23 protein-coding genes are annotated in these 22,582 nt (G+C 58.0%); 17 read left to right on the forward strand and 6 right to left on the reverse strand.

All coding sequences use genetic code 11. The features are described from left to right. Positions 1–10: 10 nt before the first annotated feature. The 4 genes from H7R76_RS11115 to paaZ form a co-directional block, all read right to left on the reverse strand. A complete protein-coding gene (locus tag H7R76_RS11115; RefSeq protein ID WP_106926944.1) occupies positions 11–505 on the reverse strand; it encodes a putative pterin-binding protein in 495 nt (164 codons plus the stop codon). Between the two features lie 489 nt (positions 506–994). Continuing rightward, positions 995–1,570, reverse strand: coding sequence for a hypothetical protein (locus H7R76_RS11120; protein WP_182967773.1), 576 nt, complete (start codon positions 1,568–1,570; stop codon positions 995–997). Between the two features lie 463 nt (positions 1,571–2,033). After that, the gene (gene tynA, locus H7R76_RS11125) at positions 2,034–4,301 is read right to left on the reverse strand and encodes a primary-amine oxidase (protein ID WP_106926948.1); all 2,268 of its coding nucleotides are present in this window, start codon (positions 4,299–4,301) and stop codon (positions 2,034–2,036) included. Positions 4,302–4,520: 219 nt separating this feature from the next. Continuing rightward, entirely contained in the window at positions 4,521–6,566 is a 2,046-nt protein-coding gene (paaZ, locus tag H7R76_RS11130) for a phenylacetic acid degradation bifunctional protein PaaZ (protein WP_182930552.1), read from the reverse strand. Between the two features lie 286 nt (positions 6,567–6,852). On the opposite strand from paaZ, the gene paaA reads away from it, so the two are divergent. The 13 genes from paaA (at position 6,853) to paaY (ending at position 18,069) form a co-directional block, all read left to right on the forward strand. Next, positions 6,853–7,782, forward strand: a complete 930-nt coding sequence (gene paaA, locus H7R76_RS11135) for a 1,2-phenylacetyl-CoA epoxidase subunit PaaA (protein ID WP_236645166.1) — start codon at positions 6,853–6,855, stop codon at positions 7,780–7,782. 10 nt (positions 7,783–7,792) lie between these two features. Further along, positions 7,793–8,080, forward strand: a complete 288-nt coding sequence (paaB, locus tag H7R76_RS11140) for a 1,2-phenylacetyl-CoA epoxidase subunit PaaB (RefSeq protein ID WP_003030843.1) — start codon at positions 7,793–7,795, stop codon at positions 8,078–8,080. 7 nt (positions 8,081–8,087) lie between these two features. Continuing rightward, the gene (gene paaC, locus H7R76_RS11145) at positions 8,088–8,843 is read left to right on the forward strand and encodes a 1,2-phenylacetyl-CoA epoxidase subunit PaaC (protein WP_049016306.1); all 756 of its coding nucleotides are present in this window, start codon (positions 8,088–8,090) and stop codon (positions 8,841–8,843) included. Positions 8,844–8,855: 12 nt separating this feature from the next. Continuing rightward, complete coding sequence (gene paaD / locus H7R76_RS11150; protein WP_071696741.1) at positions 8,856–9,356, forward strand: 1,2-phenylacetyl-CoA epoxidase subunit PaaD; 501 nt, start codon at positions 8,856–8,858, stop codon at positions 9,354–9,356. A 7-nt stretch (positions 9,357–9,363) separates the two neighbouring features. Beyond that, positions 9,364–10,434, forward strand: a complete 1,071-nt coding sequence (gene paaE, locus H7R76_RS11155) for a 1,2-phenylacetyl-CoA epoxidase subunit PaaE (RefSeq protein WP_182967775.1) — start codon at positions 9,364–9,366, stop codon at positions 10,432–10,434. After that, positions 10,431–11,198, forward strand: coding sequence for a 2,3-dehydroadipyl-CoA hydratase PaaF (gene paaF, locus H7R76_RS11160; protein ID WP_182967777.1), 768 nt, complete (start codon positions 10,431–10,433; stop codon positions 11,196–11,198). Before paaE ends, paaF begins: the two co-directional genes overlap by 4 nt. Positions 11,199–11,200: 2 nt before the next feature. Continuing rightward, complete coding sequence (gene paaG / locus H7R76_RS11165; protein ID WP_182967779.1) at positions 11,201–11,989, forward strand: 2-(1,2-epoxy-1,2-dihydrophenyl)acetyl-CoA isomerase PaaG; 789 nt, start codon at positions 11,201–11,203, stop codon at positions 11,987–11,989. Positions 11,990–11,992: 3 nt separating this feature from the next. After that, positions 11,993–13,411: a 3-hydroxyacyl-CoA dehydrogenase gene (locus H7R76_RS11170; protein WP_182967781.1), complete on the forward strand. Its 1,419-nt coding sequence runs from the start codon at positions 11,993–11,995 to the stop codon at positions 13,409–13,411. Beyond that, positions 13,404–13,826, forward strand: a complete 423-nt coding sequence (paaI, locus tag H7R76_RS11175) for a hydroxyphenylacetyl-CoA thioesterase PaaI (protein ID WP_071696746.1) — start codon at positions 13,404–13,406, stop codon at positions 13,824–13,826. The genes H7R76_RS11170 and paaI overlap by 8 nt, the downstream gene beginning before the upstream one ends. Next, the gene (pcaF, locus tag H7R76_RS11180; protein WP_182967783.1) at positions 13,826–15,031 is read left to right on the forward strand and encodes a 3-oxoadipyl-CoA thiolase; all 1,206 of its coding nucleotides are present in this window, start codon (positions 13,826–13,828) and stop codon (positions 15,029–15,031) included. Before paaI ends, pcaF begins: the two co-directional genes overlap by 1 nt. 28 nt (positions 15,032–15,059) lie before the next feature. Further along, positions 15,060–16,376, forward strand: coding sequence for a phenylacetate--CoA ligase PaaK (gene paaK, locus H7R76_RS11185; protein WP_182967785.1), 1,317 nt, complete (start codon positions 15,060–15,062; stop codon positions 16,374–16,376). A 158-nt stretch (positions 16,377–16,534) separates the two neighbouring features. Beyond that, complete coding sequence (gene paaX / locus H7R76_RS11190; protein WP_182967787.1) at positions 16,535–17,461, forward strand: phenylacetic acid degradation operon negative regulatory protein PaaX; 927 nt, start codon at positions 16,535–16,537, stop codon at positions 17,459–17,461. Between the two features lie 11 nt (positions 17,462–17,472). Beyond that, the gene (paaY, locus tag H7R76_RS11195) at positions 17,473–18,069 is read left to right on the forward strand and encodes a phenylacetic acid degradation protein PaaY (RefSeq protein ID WP_182967789.1); all 597 of its coding nucleotides are present in this window, start codon (positions 17,473–17,475) and stop codon (positions 18,067–18,069) included. A gap of 57 nt (positions 18,070–18,126) precedes the next feature. Here paaY and H7R76_RS11200 read toward each other — a convergent pair whose 3' ends face one another. After that, positions 18,127–19,017, reverse strand: a complete 891-nt coding sequence (locus H7R76_RS11200; protein ID WP_182967791.1) for a LysR family transcriptional regulator — start codon at positions 19,015–19,017, stop codon at positions 18,127–18,129. Positions 19,018–19,119: 102 nt separating this feature from the next. On the opposite strand from H7R76_RS11200, the gene H7R76_RS11205 reads away from it, so the two are divergent. Together H7R76_RS11205 and pptA are read left to right on the forward strand one after the other, a co-directional pair. Further along, positions 19,120–19,674, forward strand: coding sequence for an AAA family ATPase (locus H7R76_RS11205; RefSeq protein ID WP_106926970.1), 555 nt, complete (start codon positions 19,120–19,122; stop codon positions 19,672–19,674). A gap of 71 nt (positions 19,675–19,745) precedes the next feature. Further along, positions 19,746–19,973 (forward strand): tautomerase PptA, encoded by a 228-nt coding sequence (pptA, locus tag H7R76_RS11210; RefSeq protein WP_035897392.1) that lies wholly within the window; start codon positions 19,746–19,748, stop codon positions 19,971–19,973. Between the two features lie 71 nt (positions 19,974–20,044). On the opposite strand, the gene H7R76_RS11215 is transcribed toward pptA, so the two are convergent. Beyond that, on the reverse strand, positions 20,045–20,626 hold the full coding sequence (locus tag H7R76_RS11215; protein ID WP_182967793.1) for a flavin reductase family protein: 582 nt from the start codon (positions 20,624–20,626) through the stop codon (positions 20,045–20,047). A 212-nt stretch (positions 20,627–20,838) separates the two neighbouring features. Here H7R76_RS11215 and H7R76_RS11220 point away from each other — a divergent pair, with 212 nt between their 5' ends. Continuing rightward, positions 20,839–21,540, forward strand: a complete 702-nt coding sequence (locus H7R76_RS11220; RefSeq protein ID WP_106926973.1) for an ABC transporter ATP-binding protein — start codon at positions 20,839–20,841, stop codon at positions 21,538–21,540. After that, positions 21,537–22,496: an ABC transporter substrate-binding protein gene (locus tag H7R76_RS11225; RefSeq protein WP_182967795.1), complete on the forward strand. Its 960-nt coding sequence runs from the start codon at positions 21,537–21,539 to the stop codon at positions 22,494–22,496. The genes H7R76_RS11220 and H7R76_RS11225 overlap by 4 nt, the downstream gene beginning before the upstream one ends. The last annotated feature ends 86 nt before the right edge of the window (positions 22,497–22,582 follow it).

The raw sequence follows: 22,582 nt of genomic DNA on the forward strand, positions 1-22,582 counted from the left end.
TTCTGAACCCTTACTCAATATTCATTCTGCTGACTTGCCATGCGGATCTGGAATAATAAATCTGATTATTCAGTTCCGGCAGACTGTCATAGGGATACACAATGAATAACGGCCCCTTGTCACGGATGCGCATATACTCGCCGTTGATTTTTAAAGCGAGGATCACGTTGTACTTCTTGAAATCGCTGAGCGGGATAACGGTGGTGTAGTCATTAAGCGCGGTGACCTTAACAACGGAACCTTTCGCGCCGACATAATCCATTAATTTCTGTACGGGAATACCCGTAAAGGTCGTGCGCCCATTATACCAGGGAGAGGTTGTCTGGAAACTGACCATGCCCAGTTTCTCCAGACCCGCGATATCCAGAGCCGCTTTACCGCTACCATTTGTATTTTCGATATTGCCGGACAGTGTTAGCAGGACTTTCCCTGTAGGTTTGGGAAGTTCGCCCGCCCAGACCTGCGCGCAGACCACAATGCTTAACAACATGACAATGAATCGCATACTAACCTTACCTATCTATCAGATGTGAAAGAATTATAATTTAGTTAGCATTCTATTTACATATGCTGTCTGGCTATTATGAGTTTAATATTTCTGTTTTATTTTTAACCTCATTTAAATCAGTGAGTTAGTTGTATCCCTCTGGGCCTGTGCGTTGAAAACGATCGCGTCCATTATTTGAGTTGAGCTAAATTTTATTGTAGCTGAACAAAAAAAAGTCGCCCATTTGTGGATGAAAAAAACGCATATAAATAAAGGGGATTATTTGATTGCGCAGCACGGTATTGCCGCTATCCTGCGGCAGGCTTTACTGAATAAATCGTACTTTGGCTTAATGGCAGGATAAGATTTTACATCAGCCTGATAACACAGGCATTCTCATGGTATCGCAATGCGCTGAATCACCAACGCGCAGTGGCAGCGTTGAAGCGGAGGCGCAAAATTGACGCACTCCGCAGGATGGCGGTTTTTTATTCTGGGATTAACGGCTTAAAACCAGCCGGAGACCCAACTGCCAACGCTTGAGAAGAACGTGTTGATGCTTTTCCATGCGGTGTTTAGCCACGCTACGACGGATTTCACGATGCCCGCCACAAAGTCGACAATTTTACTCACCAGCTCATGGAATAACTGGCTAACTGTGTCCATGAGACCGGCAATTAAACCCTGCAACTTCGGATGCTCTTTGCCGATACTGATCGCTTCGTCATAAATCTTATCAATCGTTTTACTGGCGTTCTGTTTAGCATCTTCCCTTTGCTTGTTCATTTTACTGATAAAATCATCGACAGCAGACGATGTCGCTCCGTGGTCCTTGAGGACGCCGGTGGCGTCAGTAATGCCATTTTGGATTGCGGTAGCGGTTGCCGTGGCGCCTGCCTTGGCGGTGATTTTAAGCTGTGCCAGTACTTCTTCGCCAGATACGGCAACGTCATCCGTTACTGCGGCAAACAAAATATCGTCGTGCACTTCCTCTACCGGTCGGAACCGGGTGACGCTTTTCTTGCCTAAATTCTTCTTATAGTGATCGCGCATATCATTCAGGACCAGAGCAAAATCAGACATAATAACTCTCCTTCGATAATGGCTTAGTCACACGGGCTGTGTGCAATTTATTTATCGGCGATTGTTTTTAATATTTTAGATTGACAGAGAATTATTTTTTATTGATATATTATGCATGGTATTGATATGCGTTTAATTAAATTTATTTACACGTTTCGGACTGGTTTTAATATATTATGTGTCATATTTTGTATTGCGCATAATATCAGCGTTAAATACATTTTCTTGATATTCTCGCATTTAAATTGAAATTATTCGCCCATACGGGGCGAAGACGCGTCTGACGTCAGCGCCTGCGGTGACATTTCAGCAGCGCTATGGGGCATTTGATGGCTGGGATGTTTTGACCACTACTGATGAGATTGTGCGTCGCTGTGTCGATAAACAGATAGCCAATCTGCGATCGCGGCGGGAATGACCACAAAAAGCGCCGCCAGGCAATCTGGCGGCGCGTTATCACAAATTACTTCTTCTTTTCGCCTAAGGTCGGCGTCTCGTCAAAGAAGTTCCACGGCTTCAGCAGCGCATGAGCCCACTCGGTTGGCATAATCGGCCACTCTTCGGCGCGCGCCACGTGGGTGGTGCCGGTGGTGATCCAGACCACGTCGTCCTGGTTGCTCAAGGATTCGTCATCTTTCGCATATTGCCCCAGCCCGGTGTCGTGTACGGAACGGTTCGGGTACTTGCCTTCCGGATAGCGTTCATCCTGATGATAGCGGGTCACCCACAGCTGCTTATCCATAAAGCTCAGGCGATGGTAAATCCACTCATCAGGGGCAAACTTGGCGCCGGTCGCTGCCGGGTGAGTGCCGCCCGCGTAAGGGATAATCTGATACGAAATCGGATTCCCCATCCGGTTCTCTTTGGTGGTGTTGCTCAGCAGACGAATGGTGCCCGGGTCGAATTTCTGCGCCGCTTTTTGCTCAGACTCGATGGTGTACTGATTCACCTGCATCGTGCTGGTACGCGGGCCGCCGCTGGTGTTCGGCTTCACTTCCGGGTCCATCGCCACCAGGCTGTTGTTTTCGCCGTCCACGTCGAGATCGAGGCGGAAGTTGTAAATATGCTGGTGAGTGGTGCCGACGATATTATGGTCGATCAGCGTCCCGTAACGGGTGTCATCTTTGGCGCTTGGGTCGTGCATGGTTTTCGCCTTCACGCCTTTTACCGCTTCAATGCCGGTTGCGCCAGCATCGATGCCGATGGTGCCGTTTTCGTGGAATACCCAGTCGAAGATGTAGTCGTAGTTACCTACGGTACTGATCCAACGCACCACCAGCTCACGGCGTTCGGTGCTGACGTTCGGCTGGCCCATCTCCTGGTGCTTATACTCTGGCCCGGCATAGCGTTCGAAAATCGCCACCGCACGAGGGATCGTCGTTGGCGTGCCGGTGTAATCAGCAATGGTTTCATCCAGCAGGACGGCGTTGTTTGGCGCGTCTTTGCCGCGAGCGATAGGCGAGGTCAGGGTGCCCATGCCGTAATCGCCGGAATCCAGGTAGGCTTTGAAGTACCAGCCAACGTCCGGGTCACCGTATGGGACAATCATCCCGCCGAGCGACCCTTCGTACATCACCTGGCGTTTTTTGCCGTTGTCGTTATAGGTCACGGTGGAGAGAATCGGGCCGACGCGGGAATTCAACCGCAGGTGGAAGTCCCAGTTCTGCCAGTGGACCATATCGCCGGTGATGGTGTAGTTTTTGCCTTCCGGCTCGATAATTTCCAGCGGTTTCACCGTTTTTGCCACCCGATCGCGGCCATCAAACGGGCGAGATTCCATCGGCACCGGGATCACCGGGCCTTCTTCAATCTTGATGATTTTCTTCTGCTCAAGGTCAACCACCGCCACCAGGTTTTCAATCGGGTGCGCCCAGTAGTTGCCGTCGCCGGTATCGAGATAGCTCACCACTTTCAGCAGTCGCGCGTCCTGCTTAAGGCCGTCTTTCCCGTCGAAATAACCGACGGTCAGCGGCGTGGTGATGACTTTGGTGGTGTCTTTAATACCGTGTTTTTTCAGTACGTCAGCAAACTCGGTGCTGGCGTTGATGATGTTCTGCACGCTGACGAAATCGTCAATCAGCACCATCCCGTGGGCATCTTTGATAGGCGTCCAGGAGAGGATCTTTTTATTTTGCAGATCGACCACCGCTTCAATCACGTGCTTACCGTCAAGCATCACCACATCGGCGGTGCGCGGTGCATTTACCGGCGTGCCTTTCAGGGCAAATTCCCATACGGCTTTTTTATCCGGTTCATGCAGAGAAATTTCGGTGAAGCGGGTATTCGGCTGGAATTCCGGCGCGGCTTTGACGATAGTGACCGCTTCGCCAATCTCGGCGGATGACAGCGAGTTCAGCGGGTGTGGGACTTTTTCGACCTGGAAGGTTTGATCGAGGCCAGACTGGAAAACGTCGTTGATAAAGGTCTCTGACACCCAGGCTTTGCCTTTTTTCATCACCACCGGTACCTGCAAGGTCAGCGTTTTCCCGTTGACGATGGCCGTTTTGGCGCCCGGTTTGACCTTCACGAACGCCCCGTCTTTAATCAGGGTATACATCTGCGCATAGTCGTCCCACTGCACGTCGGCGCCAAATTCCTGCAGCGTTTTGTCCATTGGCACCATGTGCGCTTCGCCGCCGTGGGCGAAAGCCGTGGCGGGCCCGACGCAACACAGGGCGATAGCCAGCGCGAGCGCTGTTTTTCGGTTAGATCGAATCAAAGCTTTAGACATTGTGACCTCATCTTATCGTTATGTTGTGCCGTGCCAGGCTTTTCAGTTCCAGTGTCTTAACCTAACAGCCGATGGTCATCCGGTGTTTGCCTGCGCTTGCCAGGTTATTTGTCAGTTTTGCCAGATACAAAAAATGCCTCCGCAGAGGCATAGGTGTTTGTGTTGCCGGATGGCTTTGTCGGCCTGATAAGCGAAGCGCCATCAGGCAATAGCGCCAACTTACGCCGGGAAATCCCCGTGCTGACGCGCAACCAGCGTCAGAATGGAATACAGCGCCACCGCCTGCTGGTGCTGGTTGAAAATTTCTACCGCCCATTCGACCACGCCGGTCGCTTTCTCTTCGGCGCTGCGCTGGCGTTTGACCGTTTTACGCTTGCAGGTCAGGCGCACCTGGATGGTATCGCCCGGTTTGACCGGCTCGATAAAGCGCAGGTTTTCCATACCGTAGTTGGCGATAACCGGGCCAACGCCCGCGTCTACAAACAGACCGGCAGCGGCGGAAATCAGGAAATAGCCGTGCACCACGCGTTCGCCGAAAATAGACTCGGCAGCGGCGATTTTGTCCATATGGGCGTAGAAGTGGTCACCGCTGAGGCAGGCAAAGTTAACGATATCCGCTTCGGTCAGTGTACGACGTGGCGTCAGCAGGCTGTCGCCCGGCTGGATCTCTTCGAAGTATTTACGGAACGGGTGAATGCGATCTTCCGTGACCTGCGCGCCGCGCACCCACTGCTGGCTAACGGCGGCAAGCATGGTTGGACTGCCCTGAATGGCGGTACGCTGCATGTAGTGCTTCACCGCGCGCAGGCCGCCAAGCTCTTCGCCGCCTCCCGCACGTCCCGGGCCGCCGTGTACTAGCTGTGGCAGCGGTGAGCCGTGGCCGGTGGACTCAGCGGAAGATTCTTCGTTCAGCACCTGAATACGCCCGTGGGCGCGGGCTGCACCGAGGATAAACTCTCGCGCCAGTTCGCTGCTCGCCGTCACCAACGTGCCGGCCAGGCTACCTTCACCGGCGCGCGCCAGCGTCAGGGCGTGTTCGCTGTTCTGATACGGCATCAGCGTTGCCACTGGGCCAAAGGCTTCAATCGCATGCACGGCGCTGATTTCATCCGGCTGCGGGCAGAACAGCAGCGTAGGGGGGAAGAACGCGCCAGCGGCGTGGAGATCCGCCTTACCGCCAAGCAGCACTTCACATCCGGCTTCCACCAGACGATTCACGTTGTCCTGCACATCCTGACGTTGCTCTGCGTTGACCAGCGAGCCCATCTTCACGCCTTCCTGCGCCGGATCGCCGACCACCACCTTTTGCAGGCGGGCAATCAGCGCTTCACTGACGGCTTTCACCTGCGCCTGCGGCACGATAATGCGGCGAATGGCGGTACATTTCTGCCCGGCTTTGGTGGTCATTTCGCGCACCACTTCGCGAATAAACAGCGCAAACTCCGGCTGCTCCGGGGTGATATCGTCGCCCAGTACGCAGCAGTTCAGCGAATCCGCTTCCATGGTAAAGGGCACAGATTTCGCCACCAGATTCGGATGTACGCGCAATTGCTGCCCGGTATGCGCAGAGCCGGTAAAGGTCACTACGTCCTGGCTATCCAGATTATCCAGCAGATCGCCCGCGCCGCCGCAGATCAGGCTTATTGCGCCGTCCGGCACCAGCCCGCTGTCGACAATGGCTTTGACCATCGCCTGCGTCAGCTGCGCGGTGGCGGTCGCCGGTTTAACGATCGCGGGCATGCCGGCAAGCCAGGTCGGCGCCAGCTTTTCTAACATCCCCCAGCAGGGGAAGTTAAAGGCGTTGATATGTACCGCAACGCCGGATTTGGAGGTCAGCACGTGGCGCGCGGCAAAGCCGCCCTGTTTGGACAACGGAATCAGCTCATCTTCCGGCCACAGCACATCATCCGGCAGCTCACGCCCGCCGAGGCTGGCATAGGTGAAAAGCGTGCCGATGCCGCCTTCAATATCCACCCAGCTGTCGCCGCGCGTGGCGCCGGTTTCGGTGGATATGGCATAGAAGTCGGCCTTCAGTTCCATCAGATGCTTTGCTACCGCTTTTAGCATCGCGCTGCGTTCAATAAAGGTCATTGCCTGTAACGCTTTGCCGCCGTGTTCAATGGCAAAGCGGCGCGCCTGCGCCATATCCAGCCCTTCGCTCGTCACTTCCCAAAGCGGCTCGCCGGTAATGGCGTGATGGATGGTGCGGGTGCGGCCCCGGCCGGTCTGCCAGGCGCCGGATAAATAGCTGGCTAACTGCTGCATCGTAAATCTCCAGATATGTTACGTAATCTCGCCATAAATAGTTCTTTTATGAATCACAAAATGCAAGCGTGATTTTAATAATTTATTAACAATGCGATCGCGAACACTTTACCTTTATTGATTATGGTTCTGAATTTGCTGAATAAACTAAAAGGCTTTGCGGTGCGCATCACAAAATCCACAAACAAAATTTGTGGTTTTATTTAACCAGAGTGTAACTTTTACAAAACAACATGATTCACAAAAAATGAATTGTTTGATTTATCGGAATCATAAAGGTGATGACGTGACAGAAGAACAACGCTTTGACCAGCGCATCGCGCAGGACACCGCCATCGAGGCGCAGGACTGGATGCCGGATGCGTACCGCAAGACGCTGATCCGCCAGATTGGTCAGCATGCGCACTCGGAAATTGTTGGCATGCTGCCGGAAGGTAACTGGATCACCCGTGCGCCAACGCTGCGCCGCAAGGCGATTCTGCTGGCGAAAGTGCAGGATGAGGCTGGCCACGGTTTGTACCTCTACAGTGCTGCAGAAACCCTCGGCTGCGCCCGCGAAGACCTGTATCAGAAAATGCTCGATGGGCAGATGAAGTACTCCTCCATCTTTAACTACCCCACGCTCAGCTGGGCGGATATTGGCGTGATCGGCTGGCTGGTCGACGGCGCAGCCATCGTCAACCAGGTGGCGCTGTGCCGTACCTCTTACGGTCCGTATGCCCGGGCGATGGTCAAAATCTGCAAAGAAGAGAGCTTCCACCAGCGTCAGGGCTTTGAAGCCTGTATGGCGCTGGCGGCGGGCAGCGAAGAACAGCGCCAGATGCTCCAGGATGCGATCAATCGTTTCTGGTGGCCCGCGCTGATGATGTTCGGGCCGAGCGACGACAACTCGCCGAACAGCGCCCGCAGTATGGCGTGGAAAATCAAACTGCATTCCAACGACGAACTGCGCCAGCGCTTTGTGGATAACACCGTTCCGCAGGTTGAAATCCTCGGCATGACCGTACCGGATGCCGATCTGCGCTACGACGAAGAAACCGGTCACTACCGTTTCGGCGAGATTGACTGGCAGGAATTGAATGAGGTCATCAGCGGCCGTGGTATTTGCAACCACGAACGTCTGGGCGCCAAGCGCAAGGCCTGGGAAGAGGGGGCATGGGTGCGCGAAGCTGCGCTGGCGCATGCTCAAAAACAACAGGCCCGCGATGCGGCGTAAGGAGAGAACCATGAGCAAAACATACTGGCCGTTATACGAAGTGTTTGTCCGCAGCAAGCAGGGTCTGTCGCACCGTCACGTGGGCAGCCTGCACGCCGCCGATGACCAGATGGCGCTGGAGAACGCCCGCGATGCGTACACCCGCCGCAGCGAAGGCTGCTCTATTTGGGTCGTGAAGGCGAGTGAAATTGTTGCCTCGCAGCCGGAGGATCGCGGTGAATTCTTCGACCCGGCAGAAAGCAAAGTCTACCGCCACCCGACGTTCTACACCGTGCCGGACGGCATGGAACATATGTGAGGCAACGATGACGACTCTCAATCCCGTTGCAACCTATGCCCTGCGTCTGGGCGATAACGGCCTGATCCTGGCACAGCGTTTAGGCGCATGGTGCGGCCACGCACCGGAGCTGGAAATCGACCTGGCGCTGGCCAATATCGGTCTCGATCTGTTGGGACAGGCGCGCAATTTTCTCAGCTACGCCGCCGAACTGAACGGTAACGGCGACGAAGACACGCTGGCCTTCGGCCGCGATGAACGCCAGTTCAGCAATCTGCTGCTGGTTGAACAGCCGAACGGCAACTTTGCCGACACCATTGCCCGCCAGTTCTTTATCGACGTCTGGCACGTGGCGCTGTTCAGCCGTCTGGTCTATAGCCGCGACGCGCAGCTCGCCGCCATTGCGGCCAAAGGATTGAAAGAGGTGCGTTATCACCAGCGCTTCAGCCGCGGCTGGCTGGAACGTCTGGGTAACGGCACCGCGCTCTCGACGCAGCGTATGCAGCAGGCGGTCGATAACCTGTGGCGCTATACCGGTGAACTGTTCGTTGCCGATGCGCTGGAAATTGACCTGAGCGAGCAGGGGATCGCCGTCGATCCGCGCACGCTCCAGGCGGAATGGCAGGCAACGGTCCACACCGCGCTGCTTGATTCCGGCCTGCAAATTCCCCAGGAGGCGGCGTTCCGCAGCGGCGGTAAGCAGGGGCTGCACAGTGAGCATCTCGGTCCGATGCTGGCAGAGATGCAGTATTTACAGCGTTCGTACCCTGGACAGCAGTGGTAACAGGAGGTGGCTATGCAACGTCTTGCCGATATCGCACCCGCCGAAGTGCGCACCGTGTGGGGACTGTTAAGCGCGATCCCCGACCCGGAAGTGCCGGTGCTGACCATTACCGATTTGGGGATGGTACGCCGGGTTGAACGCCTCGGCGACGGCTGGGTGATTGGCTTTACGCCAACCTACTCGGGCTGCCCGGCTACCGAGCACCTGTTGGGTGAGATTCGTACGGTGATGACCACGCATGGCTACACGCCGGTACATATTGTGCTACAGCTCGATCCGCCATGGACCACCGACTGGATGAGCCCGGATGCCCGCGAACGCCTGCGCCAGTACGGTATCAGCCCGCCGCAGGCCCATGCCTGCCACGCCGGCGAGATGCCGAAAGACGTGGTTTGCCCGCGCTGCGGCAGCACCCACAGCTCGCTGATTAGTGAATTCGGTTCCACGGCCTGTAAAGCGCTGTATCGCTGCGACAGCTGCCGTGAACCCTTTGATTACTTTAAATGTATTTGAGGCTGCGATGACAACATTTCATTCGCTTACCGTGGCAAACGTTGAGCCGGAAACCCGTGATGCGGTGACCATCACTTTTGCTATTCCTGAGGCGCTGCGCAACGATTACGCCTTCCGCCCGGGCCAGCATCTGACGCTGAAAGCCCGCCTCGGCGGTGTAGAGCTGCGGCGCTGCTACTCCATCTGCCGTAGCCGCTCGCCGTCTGAAATCAGCGTGGCGGTGAAAGCCATCGACGGCGGCCGTTTTTCCCGCTATGCCCAGCGCGATATCCAGCAGGGTATGGCGCTGGAGGTGATGGTGCCGCAGGGCCATTTTGGCTATCAGCCACAGGCCGAACGCCAGGCCGAGTATCTGGCGATTGCCGCCGGGTCCGGCATTACGCCGATGATGGCGATTATCGAAGCCACGCTGACGACCGAAGCGGACAGCCGGTTTACGCTTATCTACGGTAACCGCAGCAGCCACAGCATGATGTTCCGCCAGGCGCTGGCTGACCTGAAAGATCGCTACCCGCAGCGTTTGCAGGTGGTGCATCTGTTCAGCCAGGAGTCGATGGACAGCGACCTGCTGCAAGGGCGCATTGACGGCGACAAGCTGCGTGCGCTGGGTAAAACCCTGCTCGATTTTAGCCGTTTTGACGACGCGTTTATCTGCGGCCCGTCGGCGATGATGGACGAAGCCGAAGTGGCGCTGCGCGAACTGGGCGTGCCGGAGAAATCCATTCATCTTGAGCGTTTCAACACGCCTGGCACCAGCGTTAAGCGGGCCACCGGCGTACAGGCAGAAGGCCGCACGGTGACCATTCGCCAGGACGGTCGCGACCGCCTGATTGCCCTCTCTGCCGAAGATGACAGCATTCTTGACGCCGCGCTGCGTCAGGGCGCAGACCTGCCGTTTGCCTGTAAAGGCGGCGTGTGCGCCACCTGTAAATGCAAAGTGGTGCAGGGCGAAGTGGCAATGGCCGCTAACTATAGTCTGGAAGCCGATGAAGTGGCGGCGGGCTATGTGCTGAGCTGCCAGGCGCTGCCCAAAAGCGCGGATGTGGTGGTCGACTTTGACGCACGGGGGACGGCATGAGCGAACTGCTGATTACCCGTCATGACCGCGTGCTGCAGCTGACGCTGAACCGCCCGCAGGCGCGTAATGCCCTGAACAATACGCTGCTATTGCTGCTTGCCGAAGCGCTGGAAAGCGCGGCGGCCGATCCGACGGTGAGCGTCTGCGTGATTAGCGGCAACCCGCGCTATTTCGCGGCCGGTGCCGATCTCAACGAAATGGCCGAAAAAGACCTGCCCGCCACCTTCGACGATATTCGTCCCCGTTTGTGGGCGCGCATCGACGCCTTCAACAAGCCGCTGATTGCGGTGGTGAACGGCTACGCGCTGGGCGCGGGCTGCGAGCTGGCGCTGCTGTGTGACCTGGTGATTGCCGGCGATAACGCCCGTTTTGGCCTGCCGGAAATTACCCTCGGTACCATGCCGGGCGCAGGCGGCACGCAACGTCTTATTCGCAGTGTTGGCAAAGCGCTGGCGAGTCGGATGGTGCTGAGCGGCGAAGGCATTGACGCCGAACGCGCACAGCAGGCTGGGCTGGTGAGCGACATTCATCCGGCGAACCTCTCCGATGAATACGCCTTGAAGCTGGCTGCAAACATCGCTCGCCACTCGCCGCTGGCGCTGCGGGCGGCGAAACAGTCGCTGCGTCTGGCGCATGAAGTGGGCTTACAGGCCGGTCTGGTGCAGGAACGTCAGTTATTTACGCTGCTCAGCGCTACCGAAGATCGTCGTGAAGGCGTGAGCGCCTTTTTAGAAAAACGTACCCCGGAATTTAAAGGACGCTAATCGTGGACGCATTCATTCTCAGCGAAGTGGAACAGGGTGTAATGACCCTCACCCTGAACCGCCCAGACCGACTCAACAGCTTTAATGACGTGATGCACCAGCAGCTCGCCAACTGCCTGAAACAGGCCGAGCGCGACGACACCATTCGCTGCCTGCTGATTACCGGTGCCGGGCGCGGTTTTTGCGCCGGACAGGATCTGAACGACCGTAACGTTGACCCAAGCGGCCCTGCGCCGGATCTGGGCATGTCGGTGGAGCGTTTTTATAACCCGCTGGTGCGTCGTTTAGCCGCGTTGCCAAAACCGGTTATCTGCGCCGTTAACGGCGTGGCCGCCGGGGCGGGTGCAACGTTAGCGCTGGGCTGCGATATCGTGCTGGCCGCGCGTTCGGCGAAGTTTGTGATGGCCTTCAGCAAGCTTGGCCTGGTGCCGGACTGCGGCGGTAGCTGGCTGCTGCCCCGTGTGACCACTCGCGCTCGCGCCGTAGGTTTACTGATGCTGGGCGATAACCTCAGCGCCGAACAGGCCGCGCAGTGGGGAATGATCTGGCAGGTGGTGGATGACGCTGAACTGAAAGACACCGCGTTAGCCATGGCGCGTCATTTTGCTTCCCAGCCGACCTATGGGCTGGGGTTAATTAAGAAAGCGCTTCAGCTTTCTGAAACCAATACGCTGGAAAGCCAGCTCGATCTGGAGCGGGATTATCAGCGCATGGCCGGTCGCAGCGACGACTATCGCGAAGGCGTCAGCGCCTTCCTCGCCAAACGTCAGCCACAGTTCAGCGGGAAATAAGCCATGAACCAGACTCTTCACACCGTCGCCGTGATTGGCGGTGGCACCATGGGGGCCGGGATCGTCGAAGTGGCGGCCAGTGCCGGACACGCGGTGCGGCTGTATGACATTTCGCCTGAGGCGATTACCCGCGCTATCGACGGCATTGCCGAGCGCCTCAACGCCCGCGTCAGCCGGGGGAAAATCAGCGCCGAGCTGGCGCAGTCCCTGCTCGCGCGGATTACACCGGCGACGGAATTACACCAGCTTGCCGACGCGCAACTGGTGATTGAAGCCGCTTCGGAACGCCTGGAGATTAAACAGGCGCTGTTCAGCCAACTGGCGGAAATCTGTTCGCCGTCAACGCTGCTGACCAGCAATACCTCGTCGATTTCCATTACCGCAATTGCGGCGGGAGTGAAGCATCCGGAACGGGTGGCGGGGCTGCACTTCTTTAATCCAGCACCGGTAATGAAACTGGTGGAAGTGGTGAGCGGCCTTGCCACCTCAACGGAAGTGGTTGAGCAGCTATGCCAATGCGTCAGCGCCTGGGGTAAGCAGCCGGTGCGCTGCCGCTCCACGCCGGGCTTTATTGTCAACCGCGTGGCGCGCCCGTTTTACGCCGAAGCCTGGCGTGCGCTGGAGGAACAGGTCGCCGCGCCGGAAGTGATTGACGCGGCGCTGCGCGACGGCGGCGGTTTCCCGATGGGGCCGCTGGCGCTGACCGATCTGATTGGTCAGGACGTCAACTTTGCCGTCACCTGTTCGGTATTTAACGCCTTCTGGCAGGACCGCCGTTTTCTGCCGTCGCTGCTTCAGCAGGAGCTGGCGCTGGCCGGGCGTCTGGGCAAGAAGAGCGGCCACGGCGTCTATCGCTGGCCTGTTGAAGTATCGCCTGATCTGGCTGTTGCAGCGGTAGTGCCTGAAAATGCAGCAAAAAACATTCAGTGTGACGTTGTCACTGAACTGGATGATGTGCTGCTCCTTGAAACCACCGGTGAAACCGCGCTGGCCTTAAGCGTGCAGCATCAGCGTCCGGTGGTGGTTTATGACCATGCGGCGGGCAACACGATCGTACTGGCGAGCGCGCAAACCAACCCACAGTCGGCAACCGACAAAGCGGTGTACTACTTCCAGCAGCAGGGCAAAAAGGTTCTGCACATTGCTGATTATCCCGGCCTGCTGGTATGGCGTACGGTAGCGATGCTGGCGAACGAAGCGCTGGATGCGGTGCAAAAAGGCGTCGCCAGCGCGGATGATATCGATACCGCTATGCGTCTGGGGGTGAACTACCCACGCGGCCCGATTGCCTGGGGTGAATCGCTTGGCTGGGGGCGCGTGCTGCGCCTGCTGGAAAACCTACAACAGCACTACGGCGAAGAACGCTACCGCCCAAGTGCGCGACTGCGCCAGATGGCGCTGCTGGAGATGCGTCATGAGTAACCAGGCCTGGCGCAACGCCCGCGCCATGTACGAGAAAGATACCTGCGCCCGCGCGCTGGGCATCGAGATTATCGAAATGGATGAAGGCTATGCGCAGATGACGATGGCGGTGCTGCCATCGATGCTCAACGGCCACCAGACCTGTCACGGTGGGCAGCTGTTTTCGCTCGCGGACACCGCCTTTGCCTACGCCTGTAACAGCCAGGGGCTGGCGGCGGTGGCGTCGGCGGCGAGCATCGATTTCCTGCGCCCGGCCTTCACTGGCGATCTGCTGACCGCCACCGCGCGGGTGAAACAGCAGGGCAAGCTGACCGGCGTTTACGACATTGAGATTGTTAATCAACAGCAAAAAACCGTTGCCCTGTTTCGCGGAAAATCGCACCGCATCGGCGGCACAATCACAGGAGAAGCCTAATGCGTGACGCCTTTATTTGTGACGGAATTCGTACCCCGATTGGCCGCTACGGCGGCGCGCTGGCGGGGGTTCGCGCTGACGATCTGGCGGCGATCCCGCTGCGTGAATTGCTCCGTCGCAACCCGCGCCTGGATGCCAGCGCCATCGACGATGTGATTTTCGGCTGCGCCAACCAGGCAGGTGAAGACAACCGTAACGTGGCGCATATGGCAACGTTGCTGGCGGGTTATCCGCACAGCGTAGCGGGCACCACCATCAACCGTCTGTGCGGTTCCGGGCTGGACGCCATCGGCTTTGCCGCACGAGCCATTAAGGCGGGCGATGCGGATCTGTTGATTGCCGGCGGCGTCGAGTCGATGTCTCGCGCGCCGTTCGTCATGGGCAAGGCCACCGCGCCGTTCCAGCGTCAGGCGGAAATGTTCGATACCACCATCGGCTGGCGTTTTGTGAACCCGCTCATGCAGCAACAATTTGGTACTGACAGCATGCCGGAAACGGCGGAGAATGTAGCCGAATTGTTAAATATAAGCCGTGAAGATCAGGACGCCTTCGCCTACCGCAGCCAGCAGCGCACGGCAAAAGCGCAGCGTGACGGCATTCTGGCGCAGGAAATCGTACCGGTACAGATTATCGGTAAGAAGGGCGCGGTCAGCGCGGTGCGCGACGATGAGCACCCGCGTGCGGAAACCACAATGGAACAGCTTGCTCAGTTGAAAACCCCGTTCCGCAAGGGCGGCGTGGTGACGGCAGGCAACGCCTCGGGCGTGAACGACGGCGCGGCGGCGATGATTATCGCCAGTGAACAGCAGGTAAAAGAACAGGGACTGACGCCGCGGGCGCGCATCGTGGCGATGGCGACGGCGGGCGTTGAGCCGAAGTACATGGGGCTGGGGCCGGTTCCGGCGGTGCGTAAAGTGCTGGAGCGTGCCGGGCTGAATATTAACGATATGGACGTGATTGAGCTGAACGAAGCCTTTGCCGCCCAGGCGCTGGGCGTGATGCGGCAGCTGGGGCTGGCGGATGATGCGCCGCACGTGAATCCAAACGGTGGCGCCATCGCTTTAGGCCACCCGCTGGGGATGAGCGGCGTGCGTCTGGCGCTGGCGGCAACGCTGGAGCTGGAACGACGCAATGGACGTTATGCGCTGTGTACGATGTGTATTGGCGTGGGCCAGGGCATTGCCCTGATCCTCGAGCGTGTGTGAGCGAATTGACCTGCGAGTACCCTACAAAATGACAACGATAACAACATTAGATCCGATTGAAACCGCATCGCGTGACGAATTAGTCGCTCTGCAGACCGAGCGCCTGAAGTGGACGCTCAAACACGCCTATGAAAACGTGCCGATGTACCGCCGCAAATTTGATGCGGCGGGGGTTCACCCGGCTGATTTCCGTGAGCTGAGCGACCTGAGCAAATTCCCGTGCACCACCAAGCAGGACCTGCGCGATAACTATCCGTTCGATACCTTCGCGGTACCGATGGAACAGATTGTGCGTATTCATGCGTCATCCGGTACGACGGGTAAACCGACCGTCGTTGGCTACACGCAGAACGATATCGATACCTGGGCGAACATCGTCGCCCGTTCGCTGCGCGCCGCTGGTGGCTCGGCAAAGGATAAAATTCATGTGGCCTACGGCTACGGCCTGTTCACCGGCGGCCTGGGCGCGCACTACGGTGCCGAGCGTTTAGGGGCGACGGTGATCCCGATGTCCGGCGGCCAGACCGAGAAACAGGCGCAGCTGATCCGCGATTTCAAACCTGACATGATCATGGTGACGCCATCTTACTGCCTGAACCTGATTGAAGAGCTGGAACGCCAGATGGGCGGCGACGCGCGCGGCTGTTCGCTGCGTACCGGCGTCTTCGGCGCCGAGCCGTGGACCACCGGCATGAAGGCGGAAATTGAACGCCGTCTGGGCATTACCGCGCTGGATATCTATGGCCTGTCTGAGGTGATGGGGCCGGGCGTGGCGATGGAGTGTATTGAAACCGCCGACGGCCCAACCATCTGGGAAGACCATTTCTTCCCGGAAGTGGTCAACCCGGACGACGGTACGCCGCTGGCTGACGGCGAGCACGGCGAACTGCTGTTCACCACGCTCACCAAAGAAGCGCTGCCGGTCATTCGTTACCGCACCCGCGACCTGACGCGCCTGCTGCCGGGCACCGCCCGCACTATGCGCCGGATGGATCGCATCAGCGGGCGCAGCGACGACATGCTGATTATTCGCGGCGTGAACGTTTTCCCGTCGCAGGTGGAAGAAGAGATCCTCAAGATTGAACATCTGGCGCCGCACTACCAGCTGGAAGTCGATCGCCGTGGGCATCTTGATTCACTTTCGATTCGCGTTGAGCTGAAAGAGAGTAGCCTCGTACTGAGCCACGAGCAGCGCTGCCAGATTTGCCACCACCTGCGTCATCGCATTAAGTCGATGGTCGGCATTTCAACGGACGTGAGCATCGTTAACTGCGGCAGCATTCCACGCTCCGAAGGCAAGGCCTGCCGCGTATTTGACCTGCGTAAAGCCGCTGCCAACGGCTAACTCTCGTAGGCCTGATAAGCGTAGCGCCATCAGGCACAATGGCGCAACGCTGCCGGATGGCGGCGTTGCCTTATCCGGTCTACAAACGCCTGGCGTTTCGCTGCTTTATTCCTGTGCTATGATTCGAAAAGGACAAAAATAACAACAGTATGAATCATATGGAAAAACTCGATAGCTTTATTCAACAGGCGGTGACCGCGATGCCCATCAGCGGCACCTCGCTGATTGCGTCGCTATACGGAGACTGCCTATCCCAGCGCGGCGGGGAAGTCTGGCTGGGCAGCGTCGCTGCGCTGCTGGAAGGGCTGGGATTCGGTGAACGCTTCGTGCGTACCGCGCTGTTTCGCCTCAACAAAGAAGAGTGGCTGGACGTGGTGCGTATCGGCCGCCGCAGCTTCTACCGCCTCAGCGACAAAGGATTGCGCTTAACCCGCCGTGCCGAGAGCAAAATTTACCGCGCCAGCGCGCCGGAATGGGACGGCACCTGGCTGCTCCTGCTTTCCGAAGGGCTGGAAAAACAGACCCTCGCCGAAGTGAAAAAACAGCTTATCTGGCAGGGGTTTGGCGTCCTTGCGCCCAGCCTGCTGGCCTCACCGTCGCAAAAACTCGCCGACGTGCAGTCGCTGCTGCATGAAGCCGGCGTGGCGGAAAACGTGATCTTCTTTGAGGCGCACTCACCGCTGGCGCTTTCCCGCGCTGCGCTGCGTGAGCGCGTGGAAGAGTGCTGGCATCTGACTGAACAGAACGCCATGTATGAGGCTTTTATCACGCTGTTTCGCCCGCTGCTGGCGCTACTGCGCGACGCCGAACCGGCGGAGCTGACACCGGAACGCTGCTTCCAGATCCGCCTGCTGCTGATTCACTTCTATCGTCGGGTGGTGCTGAAAGATCCGCTGCTGCCGGAAGAGCTGCTGCCTGCGCACTGGCTGGGGCAGACGGCGCGTCAGCTGTGCATCAACATTTATCAACGCGTTGCCCCAGGGGCGCAGGCTTTCGTCAGTGAAAAAGGCGAAAGCTCGGTGGGCGAACTGCCCGCGCCGGGGCCGCTCTATTACCAGCGTTTTGGGGGATTACCCGAAGCGTAACAGGAGAAGCCATGCCGATTTACCAGATTGACGGGATGGCCCCGGTTGTTCCAGTGGAAAGCTACGTTCATCCGACCGCCGTACTGATTGGCGATGTGATCCTTGGCAAAGGGGTTTACGTGGGGCCGAACGCCAGCCTGCGCGGCGATTTTGGGCGTATCGTCGTCAAAGATGGCGCGAACATTCAGGATAACTGCGTCATGCACGGTTTCCCCGGGCAGGACACGGTGGTGGAAGAAGACGGGCACATCGGCCACGGCGCCATTCTGCACGGCTGCGTGATTGGCCGTAACGCGCTGGTTGGCATGAGTGCGGTGATTATTGACGGCGCGACCATCGGTGAAAACAGTATCGTTGGCGCGTGTGCTTTCGTGAAGGCGCGGGCGGAAATGCCAGCTAACCACCTGATTCTCGGCAGCCCGGCGAAGGCGATTCGCGCCTTAACCGAGCAGGAGCGCGAGTGGAAAAAGCAGGGCACCCGCGAGTATCAGGTGCTGGTCGACCGCTGTCAGAAGACGCTGGTTGCCGTCGAACCGTTAACCGAAGAAGAGCCGGACCGTAAGCGTCTGGCGTTTGACGAAAACCTGCAGCCTAAATCTGCTATTTAGCGCAAGAGGAATGTAGGCCTGATAAGGCTTCGCCTTATCAGGCCTACAAAATCGTCGCTACGGGTAGCGTAGCGCATCGACCAGCAGTGCAAAGGCGGCGGTGTGCTGACGGCGGCTGGGGTAGTAGAGATAGTAGCCGGCAAACGGCGCACACCAGTCTTCAAGCACCGACTGCAAACGTCCGGCGGCCACGGCATCGGCGATGGTGTCTTCCGGCACATAGGCTAACCCCAGGCCCGCTTCAGCGGCTTCCAGACGCTGCGGCAGACAGTTAAGAATCAGCTGGCTCTCAACCCGGACGCGCAGCGGTTCGCCATCCTTTTCGAATTCCCATGCGTACAACCCGCCGCGGGTAGGCAGGCGCATATTAATACAGCGGTGATGCTGTAAATCATGCGGCGTTTGCGGCACGCCGCAGCGTGCCAGATAGTCCGGTGAGCCAACGACGGCCATGCGCATATCCGGGCCGATTCGCACGGCTATCATATCGCGCGCCACCTGTTCACCCAGCCGGATACCGGCGTCGTAGCGCGCATCAACAATATCGGTCAGACCGTTGTCGACGGTCACTTCAATATTGATTTCCGGGTATTGCTGCATAAATGGCTTGATTCGCGGCCAGATCAGCGTATTCATCGAATGTTCGCCCACCGTCAGGCGAATATTTCCCGCCGGACGATCGCGGGTGTCACGCAGCGCGGAAATCTCCTGCTCAATTTCCAGCAGATGTGGGCTAAGACGCTGATACAGTTTTTCGCCCGCCTCGGTTGGTGCCACGTTGCGGGTGGTGCGGGTCAGCAGACGTACGTCGAGACGGCTTTCCAGATTGCGCATCGCGTGGCTCAGCGCCGACTGCGACACGCCAAGCTGCGCCGCCGCACGGGTAAAGCTGCGCTCGCGCGCCACGACCATAAACGAAATGAGGTCGTTGATGTTGTCTTTAAGCATGGGATGTGGCCATTAATGAATCTGGTTCATAGCTCCAGAGGGATTTTTTTAGTTTAATGTTCGTCGCGCGATGTGCAACCCGGGAACGTGAGTGAGAGGCCAATGAAAATCAATGTGGTAGGCACCAGCGGCGTGGGGAAATCGACGCTGGCAAAGCGTCTGGCGACGCTGTTTTCCGTGCCCTATATCGAAATGGATACGCTTTACTGGCGACCAGACTGGCAGGGCGTAACCGATGAGGAACTCTTTGCCGCGCTGACGCAGGCAACCGCTGCACCGGCCTGGGTGCTGGACGGTAATTACAATCGCAGTCGCCCGGTAAAATGGCGCGACGTGGATCTGGTGGTGTGGGTCGATTACAGCTTCTGGCGCACCTTCCGCCAGGCTGTCGGGCGTGCCGCAAGCCGGGCGTGGCGACAACAGGAATTGTGGCCGGGCACCGGTAACCGGGAGAGCTTCCGGCGTTCCTTCTTCAGCCGTGACTCCATCATCCTCTGGACGCTGAAAACCTGGCGGCCAAACCGCGCGCGCTATCTGCGGGATATGGCCGACCCCGCGTGGCAGCATATCCGCTTTGTGCGGCTGCGTAATCAGCGTGAAACCGAAGCGTTTATCAGGCAATTGATGGCCGAAAAAGCGCGGCAATCTGTCGCTTAAGCGCACGAAAAGGCAGTGGTTTACGCCAGGCTATGGTAGCTTTATGGCTCTAACCATAAGGAGCCCTGCAGATGCCACACGTTGATATCAAATGTTTTCCCCGCGACCTGAACGACGAGCAAAAAACCGCGCTGGCAGCGGACATCACCGAAGTATTAATTCGCCATCTGAATAGCAAAGAGGGCGCCGTTAGCGTTGCCCTGAATCAGGTGCAGCAGAGCGACTGGCAGCAGGTGTGGGATACCGAGATTGCCCCACATATGGATGAGCTGATTAAAAAACCCGGCTACAGCATGTAAGACTCCGCAGCCTGGCCAAGCGAAGCGCCGCCGGGAATGGCACCGAACCCTCCCCGGCGGCGCTTGCTGAGTTACTCTGACGGTGTATTGGCGCGGACTTGTTTTCCGCTTGCTACGAACGTTCCTGCGCCAAGATGATGCAGCGTATTGCGCTTATCGTCGTCGAAATGCCAGCGTCCGGCGACAAACGCCTGTTCATCCGCCGCGGCGGAAACCACTTCGCCAAACAGCGTATCGTACTGCCCGGCGGCGGCCGTGGCGGGCAGCAGTCGGCACTCCATCCACGCCAGACATTTCTCTTCAATTACCGGCAGCCCCAGCACCGGGCCTTTTACCACCGGAATACCGTAGGCGTTGAATTTATCCTCTTCGCGTCCGCTGACGCTGCCAACGGCATACGTCCAACTGGCGGCGGCGACGCCTGGCACCACGATGCCGAACGTGCCGTTGCGCTCAATAATTTCCCGCGACCAGGCGCTCTTATCGACCACGATAGCGATGTGCGGCGGCTCGAACTCCACCGGCATTGACCAGGCCGCGGCCATCACGTTGCGTCGTTTGGACTCGACGTCAAAGCTGGTAATGAGGATGGTCGGGCCGTGATTGAGCAGGCGGCTGGCGTGGTGAAGTTCAACGGGGCGAAAACGACTCATAAGGATTTCCTGAATAATGGGATGCGGTTAACCACACACTAAATCGCAATAAAAGCGTAATCAATACGTCATATCACCTGCCTATAGTCGCCAGCACTAAGTCCCAAAGAGGATAACAATATGTTGGCTCCCCTGATCTTCATGCAGGTGAGCGCGGCCCGTCGGATTTCGACCACGGGTGAAGCATCGCTTTCCCATCGGGGAGGGCGAAAATGCGCGCGCTAACTGGCATTCGGCTCGATGGCGTTTCTTTCGCTTTCGGTGCCACCACCGTTCTTAATCACATCAACCTGCAGATCGATGCGGGCAGCATCGTGGCATTGCTTGGGCCTTCCGGCTGCGGCAAAAGCACGTTACTGCGCCTGCTGGCAGGGCTCACCGTTCCCGCTGAAGGTGAAATTCATTTTGGCGACCGTCTGATTGCCAGACCCGGCTGGGGGCTGCCGCCCGAACAGCGCGATATTGGCATGGTTTTCCAGGACTATGCGCTGTGGCCGCATATGACTGCCGCTGAAAACGTCGCTTTTTCACTGCGAATGCGCGGCGTGGCCCGCGATGAGCGGACGCGCCGTGTTAATGACGCGCTGGCGATGGTCGGGCTTTCCGGTTTTGGCGAACGTAAGCCTTCCGGGCTCTCCGGCGGGCAGCAGCAGCGCGTGGCGCTGGCAAGGGCGATCGTCGCCGAACCACGGGTACTGCTGTTTGATGAACCGCTTTCCAACCTCGATAGCGAACTGCGTGAATCGTTATGTCTGGAGATGAGCCGACTGCTGCGCCAGCTCGGCATCACCGCCGTGTACGTCACCCACGACCGCCGCGAGGCCGAACTGCTGGCCGACCGAATTGTGCACCTTTCTGCGGGCAGCATTGCTGCTGTTCGCACTGTTGCTTCTACCTCAGGGGAATTGGTATGAAATCCGTTAAAAAAGGCGTTGCGCTCGCGATGATGTTATCTGCTTCGATGATTTCCAGCGCCCATGCGCTGACCGTATACACCGCAGGCCCAGGCTCGCTGGCAAAAAATCTGGCCAGCGGCTATGAAAAGAAAACCTGTGTGAAGGTGAATATTTTCCAGGCCACCACCGGCAAGGTGATGGCCCGTCTGGAAGCCGAGCAGGCTAACCCGCAGGCGGATGTGCTGATTTCCGCCTCGTGGGACACCGCTGAAGACTTGCACGGCCGCGGCTGGTTGCTGCCATATCAGAGCGGGAATGCCGATAAGGTTCCGGCGGCGTTGAAATCTACCGACTATGTGGCGCAGGGTATTTCGGCGCTGGGGATTGTCTGGAACACCAAAAGCGGTACTCCGGAGCCGAAAGAGTGGCGCGATCTGACCGAAGCGGCGTTTAAAGACAACGTCACCACGCCGGACCCGGCGCTCTCCGGTGCTTCGCTCGATTTGCTGATCGGGTTACAAAACGGTATGGGCGAGAAAGCCTGGGCGCTGTTTGATGAACTGAAAAAGAACGGCATGGTGGTGAGCGGGCCGAACGCGCAGGCGGTGGCGCCGGTGATGCAGGGGGCAAAAGCGGCGGTATTTGGCGCGGTGGACTATGTCTCCTACGGTAATATCGCCCAGGGCGAATCGCTGAAGGTGATTTTCCCGGCAAGCGGTACGGTGATTGCGCCGCGCCCGATGATGATCCTCAAATCCACACAACATGCGGATGAGGCGAAAGCCTTTGTCGACTACGTGCTGTCGCCGGAAGGTCAGGCAATGGTGGCCGAAGCGTGGCTGATGCCGGCTCGCAGCGATGTGTCGGCGAAACGCCCGTTGCTGAACGACCTGAAAGTACTGCCAGCCGCCAGCGATGGTAGCAGCGAGCGCAGCGCCGTTCTGGCTCGGTTTAATACGTTGTTCGGGCAGTAAATTTCCATCGCCCGGCCGAGCGAAGCGACGCCGGGATTTAGCATTGTCTACAGCCCCGGCGGCGCTTCGCTTGGCCGGGCTACAAT

The sequence above is a fragment of the Klebsiella sp. WP8-S18-ESBL-06 genome, from assembly GCF_014169755.1.
Classification (GTDB): Bacteria; Pseudomonadota; Gammaproteobacteria; order Enterobacterales; family Enterobacteriaceae; genus Kluyvera; species Kluyvera ascorbata_B.

Coding starts and splice junctions, on each gene's coding strand:
- H7R76_RS11115 (WP_106926944.1), bottom strand. CDS start 505: ATGCGATTCATTGTCATGTTGTTAAGCATTGTGGTCTGCGCGCAGGTC.
- H7R76_RS11120 (WP_182967773.1), bottom strand. CDS start 1,570: ATGTCTGATTTTGCTCTGGTCCTGAATGATATGCGCGATCACTATAAG.
- tynA (WP_106926948.1), bottom strand. CDS start 4,301: ATGTCTAAAGCTTTGATTCGATCTAACCGAAAAACAGCGCTCGCGCTG.
- paaZ (WP_182930552.1), bottom strand. CDS start 6,566: ATGCAGCAGTTAGCCAGCTATTTATCCGGCGCCTGGCAGACCGGCCGG.
- paaB (WP_003030843.1), top strand. CDS start 7,793: ATGAGCAAAACATACTGGCCGTTATACGAAGTGTTTGTCCGCAGCAAG.
- paaC (WP_049016306.1), top strand. CDS start 8,088: ATGACGACTCTCAATCCCGTTGCAACCTATGCCCTGCGTCTGGGCGAT.
- paaD (WP_071696741.1), top strand. CDS start 8,856: ATGCAACGTCTTGCCGATATCGCACCCGCCGAAGTGCGCACCGTGTGG.
- paaE (WP_182967775.1), top strand. CDS start 9,364: ATGACAACATTTCATTCGCTTACCGTGGCAAACGTTGAGCCGGAAACC.
- paaF (WP_182967777.1), top strand. CDS start 10,431: ATGAGCGAACTGCTGATTACCCGTCATGACCGCGTGCTGCAGCTGACG.
- H7R76_RS11170 (WP_182967781.1), top strand. CDS start 11,993: ATGAACCAGACTCTTCACACCGTCGCCGTGATTGGCGGTGGCACCATG.
- paaI (WP_071696746.1), top strand. CDS start 13,404: ATGAGTAACCAGGCCTGGCGCAACGCCCGCGCCATGTACGAGAAAGAT.
- pcaF (WP_182967783.1), top strand. CDS start 13,826: ATGCGTGACGCCTTTATTTGTGACGGAATTCGTACCCCGATTGGCCGC.
- paaK (WP_182967785.1), top strand. CDS start 15,060: ATGACAACGATAACAACATTAGATCCGATTGAAACCGCATCGCGTGAC.
- paaX (WP_182967787.1), top strand. CDS start 16,535: ATGGAAAAACTCGATAGCTTTATTCAACAGGCGGTGACCGCGATGCCC.
- paaY (WP_182967789.1), top strand. CDS start 17,473: ATGCCGATTTACCAGATTGACGGGATGGCCCCGGTTGTTCCAGTGGAA.
- H7R76_RS11200 (WP_182967791.1), bottom strand. CDS start 19,017: ATGCTTAAAGACAACATCAACGACCTCATTTCGTTTATGGTCGTGGCG.
- H7R76_RS11205 (WP_106926970.1), top strand. CDS start 19,120: ATGAAAATCAATGTGGTAGGCACCAGCGGCGTGGGGAAATCGACGCTG.
- pptA (WP_035897392.1), top strand. CDS start 19,746: ATGCCACACGTTGATATCAAATGTTTTCCCCGCGACCTGAACGACGAG.
- H7R76_RS11215 (WP_182967793.1), bottom strand. CDS start 20,626: ATGAGTCGTTTTCGCCCCGTTGAACTTCACCACGCCAGCCGCCTGCTC.
- H7R76_RS11220 (WP_106926973.1), top strand. CDS start 20,839: ATGCGCGCGCTAACTGGCATTCGGCTCGATGGCGTTTCTTTCGCTTTC.
- H7R76_RS11225 (WP_182967795.1), top strand. CDS start 21,537: ATGAAATCCGTTAAAAAAGGCGTTGCGCTCGCGATGATGTTATCTGCT.